Origin of the sequence: Pseudomonas sp. SWRI179, from assembly GCF_014268705.1 — a bacterium.
Taxonomy (GTDB): domain Bacteria; phylum Pseudomonadota; class Gammaproteobacteria; order Pseudomonadales; family Pseudomonadaceae; genus Aquipseudomonas; species Aquipseudomonas zanjanensis.
The window spans coordinates 1-11311 of sequence record NZ_JABWRA010000096.1; the positions used below are offsets into that span (position 1 = coordinate 1).

General features: G+C 62.9%; 6 protein-coding genes. 2 read left to right on the plus strand and 4 right to left on the minus strand.

Annotation, left to right across the window (positions count from 1 at the left end):
* Window positions 1-352 precede the first annotated feature (352 nt).
* The 3 genes from HU767_RS28020 to recQ form a co-directional block, all read right to left on the minus strand.
* Window positions 353-2323: a FimV/HubP family polar landmark protein gene (locus HU767_RS28020; protein WP_186731057.1), complete on the minus strand. Its 1971-nt coding sequence runs from the start codon at window positions 2321-2323 to the stop codon at window positions 353-355.
* Window positions 2324-2442: 119 nt separating this feature from the next.
* On the minus strand, window positions 2443-2877 hold the full coding sequence (locus HU767_RS28025; RefSeq protein WP_003199001.1) for a MarR family transcriptional regulator: 435 nt from the start codon (window positions 2875-2877) through the stop codon (window positions 2443-2445).
* Window positions 2878-2994: 117 nt separating this feature from the next.
* Complete coding sequence (recQ, locus tag HU767_RS28030) at window positions 2995-5121, minus strand: DNA helicase RecQ (RefSeq protein WP_186731058.1); 2127 nt, start codon at window positions 5119-5121, stop codon at window positions 2995-2997.
* 414 nt (window positions 5122-5535) lie between these two features.
* Here recQ and HU767_RS28035 point away from each other — a divergent pair, with 414 nt between their 5' ends.
* Together HU767_RS28035 and HU767_RS28040 are read left to right on the plus strand one after the other, a co-directional pair.
* Window positions 5536-6123, plus strand: coding sequence for a YecA family protein (locus HU767_RS28035; protein WP_186704628.1), 588 nt, complete (start codon window positions 5536-5538; stop codon window positions 6121-6123).
* Window positions 6124-6131: 8 nt separating this feature from the next.
* Window positions 6132-6527, plus strand: a complete 396-nt coding sequence (locus HU767_RS28040) for a DUF454 family protein (protein ID WP_186731059.1) — start codon at window positions 6132-6134, stop codon at window positions 6525-6527.
* Between the two features lie 252 nt (window positions 6528-6779).
* On the opposite strand, the gene HU767_RS28045 is transcribed toward HU767_RS28040, so the two are convergent.
* A partial coding sequence (locus tag HU767_RS28045; protein WP_186731060.1) for a VCBS domain-containing protein occupies window positions 6780-11311 on the minus strand: 4532 nt, incomplete at its 5' end.

Consider the following 11311-nt stretch of genomic DNA (forward strand, 5'->3'; position numbering starts at 1 on the left):
CGGTGTATCTGAACCCTGAAAGAGAGCTTACTGTGATCGCAAAAGTGGCATAACAAAACGGTGAACGCGACAACTACCTTGAAAAACGCCGATATTGGCTGTGCAGTCGCCTTCGCGAGCAGGCTCGCTCCCACACTGGATTCGGGATATACGCGAAAATCCCTGTCCACCAGAGATCCCTGTGGGAGCGAGCCTGCTCGCGATAGCGGTGGGTCTGTGCCAGTGATGTTGGCTGTGCTGCCGCCTTCGCGAGCAGGCTCGCTCCCACATTGGATTCTCTGTGTACCAAAGATCCCTGTGGGAGCGGGCTTGCTCGCGAAGGGGCCGGTTGACTCGACATCCATCAACAGCTTCAGCGAATCCCAGCCAGCAGCACCCGGGCAGTCTCCTTCAGGGGTTCGTCGCCCTCTTCGAGCAACTCTTCAAGCAGGGTCACGGCGGTCTTCAGGTCGCCATCGTCGATGCAGTTCTGGGCCTGTTCCAGCTTGGCCGAATGTTCCGGGGGCTGGGGTTCGAGGGACAGGGTGTCCAGGGAAACAGGTTCAAGGGCCAGTGGCTCAAATTCCAGCGCCTGTTCTTCATCGGCAAAACCATCGAGGAAAGCATCGTCCAGCGATTCGGTTTCCAAGGGCGCTTCCCACTGCAGCTCCGGTTCGTCGAAACCTGAAAGCGACAAACCCTCGGCCGGGTCGTTAGCAAGGGGGGCGACCGGTTTGTTTCCGGTGGAGGCGTCCTGGTCATCGGCAAGGTCCCAACTGGTTTCCATGGACAGCGCATCCAGGTCCAGCTCGAACTCATCACGCGGCGCCTGTTCAGGTTCAGGTTCAACTTCAGGCGCCGGTGCCTGGGGTTCTGTCGGAGCCACTATCGGTGCGGTGATCGCGGCAACCTTGGGATAACGCCCACGAATGTCCTCCAGCGTCCCGGCATCGACCCCCTGTCCCAGCAAATGATTTTCCTGGGCCTGGAAACCGATGACATCGCCCTGCCTGCCCAGGACCTCCAGCAGTTTCAGGCCCAGGTCGGTGCGTTCAGGCTCCGCCAGCAATGCCGCGCGCAACAGCCCCGCTGCCTCGGTGAAACGGCCGTAGGTCAGGTAGATCCCGACGCCCTCCAGCACATCACCCAGGGGCGCATCGCCGTTATTGAACGTTGTCGCCGCCTCGGGGGGCTCCGTGTCGGGGATTGAGTCAAAGTTTTCGTCGCCCGCCTCCAGCATCGGTGTGGGGCGCTCGGTCATCGGCTCCAACTCGGCCTGCTGCTGGCGACGCCGGATGAACAGTAACAACGCCAACAACCCCAACAGGGCTACCAACCCGACCACCCATGTCCAATCGATGCCCTCTGGCTCTGCAACCGGTTCGGTAACGGGGGATACGTCCGGAGCCGGCTCCGACGCAGGCTGCGCCGGTTGCGGTTGCGCAGACGCAACGGGGGCTGGAGCCGTCTCGGCCAGCCGGGCCTGCAATTCGCTGATCTGCTGGCGCTGCCCGGCGAGTTCCGCATCCTGGGCCTGGAGCCGCGCTTGCAGTTCCTCGATGGTCTTCTGTTGTTGCTGATTTTGCAGCACGCTGGCGGCCAGCTGCTCATCGGACGCGGCAGAAGCCTGGCCAGCGGCGGTCGCAGCCGATGTCGGCAACACGGCCGAATCGGGCAACAACAGGCGTTGGCCGATGGAGAGCCGGTCGCTGCCGGGATTCAAGGCCTGGATCCCTTGCACCAGCTCATTGACCGACGCGTTACTGCCAGCGTCATGCAGGCGCTGGGCAATGATCCAGGGGTTGTCTCCCTGCACGACCGTATAGCGCTTGCCCTGTACCGCCGGGGGCTTGATGGCCGGGGTGGCCTGGCTCGGCGCAGGCTGCGCAGCCGTGGAAGGCTCGTCACGCTCCGGCACGATACCCGGTGAGCCCGGAGGGTCGAGCAGCACGGTGTATTCGCGCAGCAGGCGCCCATTGGGCTGATTGAGCTGCACCAGGAAATTAAGGAAAGGTTCCTCCACCGGTTTGCTGGAGGTCACTCGAATGAAGCTGCGCTCCCCGCGCAAGACCGGCGTAAAGCGCAGGTTATTGAGAAAGAACACCCGCTCCACACCCGCACGACTGAAATCGTCCGGGCTCGCCAGGCTGGCCGACAGATCACCTTCACTGATCCCGGCCACGTCGACCAGGGCGATATCGGCACGCAACGGCTGGTTCAGGGCGGAATGGAGCGTGATCTCGCCAAGCCCCAGCGCTGACGCCAAGGCCGGAAACCCAAGGGCACCCACGACGATCGACACGTTGACCCAACTGCGCAACGTGGACTGCAAACTTTCAAGCATGGGCATCCCTTTCGATTACCAGAACCAACCTCGGCATAAACGCCCTCAATAGGAACGCTTACTACTGGTTATAGTTCGCTAACCGGCGAATCTCAAAAGTCTGACGCCAGGGATATGCCTCAGGATTTTTCCAGGTTGGCCAGGATCGTGCCATGGACCCGCATGCAGACGCGCATGTCCGCCTCGTCGACACCTTCGAACAGCTCCCGACGCAATTGCGTGGCGATGGTTTCGATTTGCTCGATCAACGGCAGGGCGGGTGCGCAGAGCACGATTTTCTTGGCCCGGCGGTCTTCTGCCACGGCTTGGCGCTGCACCAGCCCCTGGGTTTCCAGGCTGTCGAGCAAGCGGGCCAGGGTCGGGCCTTCGACCGCGACGCTCTGGGCCAATTCGCGCTGGGTCGGCGCCTGTTCGAAACGGGCCAAGTGCAGCAGCACCAGCCAGCGCGCCTGGGACAGGCCCAGCCCGGCCAGGCGACGGTCCAGTTCGGCACGCCAGCCTCGGGACATCTGCGCCAACTGCATGCCAAAACGGTGTTGATCGGTTAACGGCATAAAAAACTCATCAGATCTGAAATAGAGAAAAACTAATTATTAGTCAGCTAAGCATGAGCTTTGGATTCAAGCAAGGCTGGCCTTGTACTGAATCGTTAAAGGAGCGCAACTCACTGATCAGACTTCAAATTCCGACTGCAATGCAGCCCTGACGCAGTACAGCACACCTTCGGGCACCCGTCCGACAAACAACGCGGCGACTTCGGACACTGGCGGCAACTCGCCTTCGCCATCCAGGAACGCGTCCTGTACTTCGCCCATCAGCTCCTCGGGCAGATCCAGTGTCTGCTCCAGGGATAACTGCTGTTTGCCAATGGCCTCGGCCAGCATCGTGTAGACGTTTTTTTCCGAGCATTGCAATTGCCCGGCGATCTGCACAGGTGTCATGCCGGCCCGAGCCAGGGTGATGAGTTCGTGGCGCACATCGGCCACCGCTTTCGGCGCTTCGGCTTCGCCGCCCAGCACCTGGAGGAAAGCCTCGCCATAACGCTCCAGCTTGCGCGCCCCCACACCGCTGACCCGGGCCATTTCCGCCAGGGAAGTGGGCTGGCTGCGGAGCATTTCCAGCAGCGTGGAGTCGGGGAAGATGACGTACGGCGGTACGCCGTGTTCCTCGGCCAGCTTGCGACGCAAGGCGCGCAAGGCTTCCCATTGATCGCGCTCTTCGCCACGGACCAATTGGCTGGCCTGGCTCTTGCTGCTCTTGACCGCCGTTGCCGGCTTGAGGTCGCGGCGCAGTTCCAGGGTGACCTCGCCCTTGAGCAGGGGCCGGCAGGTTTCGGACAAACGCAAGCCGCCGTAGCCTTCCAGGTCGATGTCCGCCAGGCCGCGGGCCACCAGTTGCCGGAACAATGAACGCCACTCGCCCTCGGTACGGGCCTTGCCCACGCCGAACACCGTCAGGTGCTGGTGGCCGAAGTTGCGGACCTTCTCGTTGTCCTTGCCCAGCAACACGTCCACCAGGTGCCCGACGCCATAACGCTGGCCGGTGCGGAAAATCGCCGACAAGGCCTGGCGGGCCGGTTCGGTGGCGTCCCAGGTTTCCACGCCATCGACACAGTTGTCGCAGTGCCCGCACGGCTGGGGCATGTCTTCGTCAAAATAGGCCAGCAACGTCTGGCGACGGCAGCGGGTTTCCTCGCACAGCGAGAGCATGGCGTCGAGCTTGTGCTGCTCCAGGCGCTTGTGCCGCTCATCGCCTTCGGAGTTCTGCAACATCTGCTTGAGCATCACCACATCTTGCAGGCCGTAGGCCATCCAGGCATCGGCCGGCAAGCCGTCACGGCCGGCGCGCCCGGTTTCCTGGTAATACGCCTCGAGGGACTTGGGCAGGTCCAGGTGCGCGACAAAACGCACGTTGGGCTTGTCGATGCCCATGCCGAACGCCACGGTGGCCACCATGATCAGGCCTTCCTCGTTAAGGAAACGCTTCTGGTGGTAGGCCCGCAGGTCGTTGGGCAGGCCGGCGTGATACGGCAACGCCGGGAACCCTTGTTCACACAGGAACGCCGCCACTTCGTCGACCTTCTTGCGCGACAGGCAATAGACAATGCCTGCATCGCTGCGGCGCTCGGCGAGGAACGCCAGCAACTGCTTGCGCGGCTGCTCCTTGGGCACGATGCGATAGAAAATATTCGGACGGTCGAAACTCGACAGGAACCGCTCGGCATCCTGCAAATGCAGGCGCTCGACGATTTCCTCGCGGGTGCGCTTGTCGGCGGTGGCGGTCAGGGCGATGCGCGGCACGTCGGGGAACAGTTCCGCCAGTTGCCCCAACTGCAGGTATTCACGCCGGAAGTCATGACCCCACTGGGACACGCAGTGGGCTTCATCGATGGCGAACAGGGCGATTTCCAAGCTCTGCAGGAACGCCAGCATGCGTGGCTGCACCAGGCGTTCCGGGGCCAGGTACAACATCTTCACTTCGCCGCGCTTGATCCGCGTCGCCAGGTCTCGCTGTTGCTCGGCGCTGAGGGTGGAGTTCAGCGCCGCGGCGGCGACACCCAGTTCCTCGAGGGTCGCGACCTGGTCATCCATCAGCGCGATCAGCGGCGAAACCACCACCGCCAGGCCGTTGCGCAGCAGCGCCGGTACCTGGAAGCACAAGGATTTGCCGCCGCCGGTGGGCATGAGCACCAAGGCATCGCCACCGCTGGCCACGCGCTCAATAATGGCACCCTGGCGGCCACGGAAACTGTCGTAGCCGAAGATGTCCTTGAGGACGCGTTGAGCCTGTTCGAGCATAGAAACTCCAAAAATCACCAAAACATCCCTGCAAGGCTGGTTCAGAATCACAAACGCTGCACCGGCAATTCGTAAGTGCGCGTTTCGAACCGGCGGGACGCCGCAGGGCATCACAAAACGCGGCAGTATACCCGAGGCCTTCGTTGCAAAGGGGGCTGCTGACAGGAGGTGCTAGCGGCGAGTGTTGGACAACACCCAAACCTGTGGCGAGGGAGCTTGCTCCCGCTGGGTGGCGTAGCCGCCCCCAAAAACAGGGCCGCTGCGCGCCCCAGCGGGAGCAAGCTCCCTCGCCACAAACCGCCCTGACTTTGAGTCAAGCCCGGCCAACAACAAGGCAAATCCACCACGCGGCTGGCCTGGGCGCTCAAGAAGGCCTAGAATTCCCGCATTGTTTATTCCCCAAGGTAGCCCGTAATGTCCTTCGCTGAGCAACTGACCCGCCTGCAAGTCTTCCTCGACGCCGATGAGCTGCACGACGAAGCGCTGGACTACGTGGCCGCTCATGGCTACTTGACCGCCCTGTCCATCTGCGCGGAAACCGTGCCGGAGCGTGAGTGGATCGACGCCCTGTTCGCCGAAGAGCCGCACTACAGCGACGAAGCCCAGCGCGCCGAAATCGAAGCCACGCTGATTGGCCTCAAAGCCCACATCGCCCGCCAACTGGCTTCCGATGAAGAATTCGAGCTGCCGTGTGAACTGGACCTGGGCGATGACCCGGACGATTCGGAGCTGCGCGGCTGGTGCATCGGCTTCATGGAAGGCGTGTTCCTGCGCGAAGCCGCCTGGTTCGAAACCGCCGAAGAGGAAGTCAGCGAAATGCTGCTGCCGATCATGGTGGGTTCCGGCCTGTTCGACGAGCAACCGGAGTTTTCCGACATCGCCGCCGACGCGAACCTGATGGACGACATGATCGTCCAGATCCCCGAAGCCCTCACCGCCTTGTACCTGCTGTGCAACGCCCCGGACGAGAAACCAGCGATCCTCAAGCCTCGCCACCACTGAGTGACCGGGTGCCCTCGCCCGTCGGCAACCGCCCGCTGATCCTGCGTTACGCTCTACTGGCCATCGGCTGGTTGAGCGTGGTGCTGGGGGTCATCGGCATCTTTATTCCCGTCCTGCCCACCACCCCCTTCCTGCTGCTGGCCGCGGCCTGCTTCGCTCGCAGTTCACCGCGCTTCTACCAATGGCTGGTAGAGCATCCCCGCCTCGGTCCGTGGATCCGCGACTACCTCAGCGGCAACGGCATCCCGCTCAAGGGCAAGGTCTATGCCATCGGGCTGATGTGGGCCAGCATCCTGTTGTCCTGCTACCTGGTGCCATTGCCATGGGCGCGGGGGTTCATGCTCACCAGCGCGGTGCTGGTGACGGTTTATATTCTCAGGCAGAAAACGCTGCGCAAACCCTGAATATCTAGCGTGGCGAGGGAGCTTGCTCCCGCTGGGTGGCGAAGCCGCCCCTCTCAGGATTAACTCAATCTCCCAGGCATTGCGCGCCAGGCCTTTTGCGGCTGCTGCGCAGCCGAGCGGGAGCAAGCTCCCTCGCCACAAGGGTCTGTGTGCATTCAAGTAGCGGTGGGGCATCCCCATTTATCTTCACTAACATGAACAAAACCCGCCACATCCAAACCGGACATGGCGGGTTTGTCATTTCAGCTCACCTCACACCGTATCCACCTTCAACGAGTGATCATTCAACATCCCATTGATGATAGTCGCCGTGTCCGCACCGCCGATGATTCCCCCCGCGCCCGGCGTGACGCCGTAGTGACTGGCCAGGTTGACGCCGGCCAGGTCGATGGTCTGGTTCGGCGTGGCGCCGGCAAGGGCGCTGATGTCGATGCTAGTGGTGACCGATGCACCGCTGCCGCTGACGGAGAAATGCAGGTAGTCATCCAGTGACGCCGCGCTGCCGTTCTCCCCTTGCAGCAGTTGGGACAGGTCGAGCTTGTCGACGCCGGGCGCGAAGTCGGTGATCACATCGTGGCCGCTGTTGCCCGCCTGCCATTGGAAGGTGTCGGCGCCACTGCCGCCGGTCAGGGTGTTGTTGCCCTGGCCGCCGATCAGTAGGTCATCGCCGCCTGCACCATTGAGCACGTCATGGCCCAACCCGCCGTCGATGCGATTGCTGGCACCGTCGCCGGTGAGGGTGTCGTTGAAGTTCGAGCCCACCAGGTTTTCGATGCCTGCCAACGTATCGGTGCCGGCGCCCAAGGTGTTTTGCGCCGCGAGCAGGCCCAGGTTCACCGTGACCGCCGAGATGGCGTGGGCGTAGCTGGCGGTGTCGTGACCGCTGCCGCCATCGAGCAGGTCATTGCCCGCGCCACTGTAAAGCACGTCATCGCCCGCCCCACCCTGCAAGGTGTTGTTGCCCGAACCGGCACTGAGGGTGTCGTTGCCGTCCCCCGCATTGAGGACATCGTCGCCATTGCCGGCCAACAGTACGTCGTCGCCACTGGTGCCCGTCAGGGTGTGGCCCGCCTGATAGCTGATGCCGACCGAGGCGCTGTCACTGCCGCCGTGGTTGTCGCTGGCGGTGTAGCTGCCGTGGAAATCCGTTGTCTTGCCCTGCGCCCCGGCATAGTCGACGGTCAGGGTCAGTTGATAGTTTTCCGCAGCGTTGGCGTTGCCGACGCCGGGATTGGCGATGTTGGTGACGTGGATCTGATAATCGCCATCCGCTGCCGCGGTGAAAGACGCGCCGTCGTTGATTGCGATGAACGGTCCGCCGTTGAGCGAATACTCCATCGCAATGCGACCGGCCGACAGGTTGTGGTCCAGGGTGAGGGTTTCGCCCTGTTTGAGGCTGATGTTGAGCCGGTCTTCGTCGTTGGCGTTGTTGTTGGAGACCATTCCCAGGGCACCGCTGACCACCAGCATCGCCGTCATGCTCGCGGTATTGGCGACGAAAGCACTGCGGTTGAGGTTGATCGACTGCACGTTGTTGCCAGTGAAGCTGGCCGTGCCGATGCTGCCGGTAAAGTCCGCGCCCTTGGCGAGCCAACCGGTATTGAAACTGGTGGGCGAAGCCGTGAGCGGATCGCCGTTGGCGTCGCTGTCGTTACCCAGCAGCAATTCACCCGGGATCACGATGTTGCCCGACAGCACGTTGGTGATGACGTTGTCATCGACAGCGATCGGCGGGCTGTTCGGAACGACTTTGATCACCAGGTTGGAGCTTGCCAGGTCACCGTCGTTATCGCTGACGGTGTAGCCGATATTCTCAGTGATCAAGGCATGGGTGACGGTCTGGGAGGTATAGCTGAACGCACCGGTATCCAGGTTGACCACCAGGGTGCCGTCGTGGTCGGTGGCGATACTCAGCGTATTGGTGGCGGTATTGAAGGAACCGTGGTTGAGCCCGCCGCTAGCGGTCAATGCACCGTGACCTCCGTTGGCCGCCGGGTCGTAGTTGTACGTGGTGCCATCGACCACCAGGCTTTTGACAAACCCACCATCGGCGCCGAACGAGCCGCCCTCGCCCAACAGGTTGCCGGTGACCGGTGCGCCTTGCACGGTGTCGGCGAGCACCGAGTTGAGCTGGTTCAGGTCAGTGACCACCACCGCGTTGGTGTTGGTGTGGGTGCTGCCGTCGTAGGCCAGCGGGTCGAGGTGGGCATTGCTGACGCCGCTGCCCAGGCCGATGGCGTAGTTCTTGATGCCGTTGGCGTCGAGGAAGGCTTTCCAGGCGGCTTCGTCCGTCGAGCCGATTGCGCCCAAGGTCGGCTTGCCGTCGGAGAAGAAATAGCCAACGTTCTGTGCGCCGGTCAGTTGGCCGGAAGTTGCGAACGCCGTCTGGGCCATCGCCACGGCCGCATCGTAATTGGTGTCACCGTGCGCCGTCAGCGCGGCGATCAGCGTCTTGGCCGTTGCCACGTCTACCCATACGGCGCTCTGGTCGGTGGCGCTGCCGCTGAAGGTCACGAGCTGGACTTTTACATCGCCCATGTCGTCGTATTTGTCGAGCAAGGCGCTGACCGCCTGCTTGGCCAGGTCCATTCGCGAGAGCCCCGACACGCCAGAGGGGTCTTTCATGCTGCCGGAGACGTCGAGCACGATCAGCAGGTTGGAATCGATCTCGGTCGCCGTGACCGAACGCTCGGACGCGACAGCCTTGGGCACGTCATCGACAATACTGACCACCAGGCTGCCGGTGGTGCTGTTGCCCAGGGAGTCCGTGGCCTGGTAGGTGAAGCTTTCACTCAGGGCATTCGGACCGTCGTTGGCGTGGGGCGTGGTCGTGGCTGGCGCCGTCAGGGTGTAGGTGTAGGAACCGTCGGGGTGAAGCGACAGTTGACCGTAGGCACCGGTGGCGTTGCCCACCAGGGTGAAGGTGACGGCGCCGGTGGCTCCGCTGATCGAACCGACCAAGCTGCCGCTGGCGGTTTCACCGGTCGCGCTCGGCTCGCTGCCGGTGACGGTGCCGGGGGCCAGGTCCTGGCCGTCCTGGTTGAGGTCGAGGGCTTGTTCATAGACGGTGATGTCGTGGTCGGTTTCCGCGACGAGGCAGCTGTTGTGTACATCAATGGTGACGGTCGTGGTGCTTTCATCGCCATCGGCGTCGCGCACGGTGTAGGTGAAGACATCGGTCGCGCCGGGGGCACCGACAGAGCCAGGGTTGCTGTGGTAGACCGCATTGCCATTGGCGTCCAGGGTCAGGTAGCCATAGGTGCCGTTGACCTGGGTGTTGAGGCCGCCGATGGCAGGGTTCGAGGTGTCGTTGCCAGCGCGCACGCCGATGACTGCGCCGCCGTCGGCGCCGAGTACGTCGTTGTCCAGCACGTTGCCGTTGACCGTCCCGCCCTCCACCACCGAGGCAGCGTCGCAGTGAGCCTTGGGTACGTCGTCGACAATGTCGATGACGATGGTGCTGGTGACCGTGTTGCCCAACGAGTCCGTGGCCTGATAGGTGAAGCTTTCGCTCAATACGTTCGGGCCATCGTTGGCATGAGGTGTTGTCGTGGCCGGCGTGGTCAGGGTGTAGGTGTAGGAACCGTCGGGCTGAAGCGACAGTTGACCGTAGGCACCGGTGGCGTTGCCCACCAGGGCGAAGGTCACTGCGCCAACCGCGCCGCTGACCGAACCGACAAGGCTGCCGCTGGCGGTCTCACTGGTGGCGCTCGGGGCGCTGCCGGTGACGGTGCCGGGGGCCAGGTCCTGGCCGTCCTGGTTCAGGTCGAGGGCTTTTTCGTAGACGCTGATTTCCTGGTCCGGTGTGGCGACGAGGCAGCTTTCGTGGACATCGACGGTGATGGTGGTGGTGCTTTCATCGCCATCGGCATCGCGCACGGTGTAGGTGAAGACATCGGTCGCGCCCGGGGCGCTGACGGTGTTCGGGTTGCTGTGGTAGACGGCATTGCCGTTGGCGTCCAGGGTCAGGTAGCCGTAGGTGCCGTTGATTTGGGTGTTGAGGCCGCCAACGGCCGAGGTCGAGGTGTCGTTGCCGGCGCGCACGCCGATCACGGCACCACTGGCAGCCGGCCCGTCGGCACCACCTTCGTCGTTATTCAGGACATTGCCACTGACCGTCCCGCCCTCATCCACCGAGGCGGAATCAGCATGAGCGGTCGGCAGGTCATCGACGATGTTCACATCGAGGTTGCCGTTGGCGGTGGTGCCGTTGTCGTCGGTGGCCACAACCGCGAATTGCTCGCTAACGCTGTTGGCGCCGTTGGCATTTGGATGGGCTTCATTGTCCAGAAGCGTGTAGCTGTAACTCACTACACCGGTGGCCGCGTTGAAGCCGGTGATGGTCAGGGTGTTGCCCAGCGCGGTCGTGATCGACTGTGGGAAACCGGCCGCTACGCCGCCCGTCACCACATTGATCCCGCCCACGCTCAGGGTCTGCACACCGTCCAACGCCGTCACGGTGAACGTGCCGCTTTGGGTCAGGGCCGATGCATCCGGGCTGCTGCCATCGCTGAGGTTTTTTTCCTGCAACGACAGCTCGCCGCCTTCGGTGTCGAGGCCGGTGATGATCACCGGGTCATCGTTGTTGTGGACCTGCAAAACCAGGTTCGCGGTGCTGGTATCGCCGTCGGCGTCGGTCAGGGTGTAGGTGAAGGTTTCGCTGCCATTGCCGCCGCCGTGCAAGCCTTTGAAATCGGCGTCGGCGGTGTTGAGGGTGTAGGTGTAGGAACCGTCGGCGTTGAGCACCAGGGTGCCGTAGGTGCCGGTGAACGTGCCGGGGGTGA

What these genes read in the sequence shown, in the direction of transcription:
- HU767_RS28035 (WP_186704628.1), top strand. Translation starts at nt 5,536, where the DNA reads ATGTCCTTCGCTGAGCAACTGACCCGCCTGCAAGTCTTCCTCGACGCC.
- HU767_RS28025 (WP_003199001.1), bottom strand. Translation starts at nt 2,877, where the DNA reads ATGCCGTTAACCGATCAACACCGTTTTGGCATGCAGTTGGCGCAGATG.
- HU767_RS28020 (WP_186731057.1), bottom strand. Translation starts at nt 2,323, where the DNA reads ATGCTTGAAAGTTTGCAGTCCACGTTGCGCAGTTGGGTCAACGTGTCG.
- recQ (WP_186731058.1), bottom strand. Translation starts at nt 5,121, where the DNA reads ATGCTCGAACAGGCTCAACGCGTCCTCAAGGACATCTTCGGCTACGAC.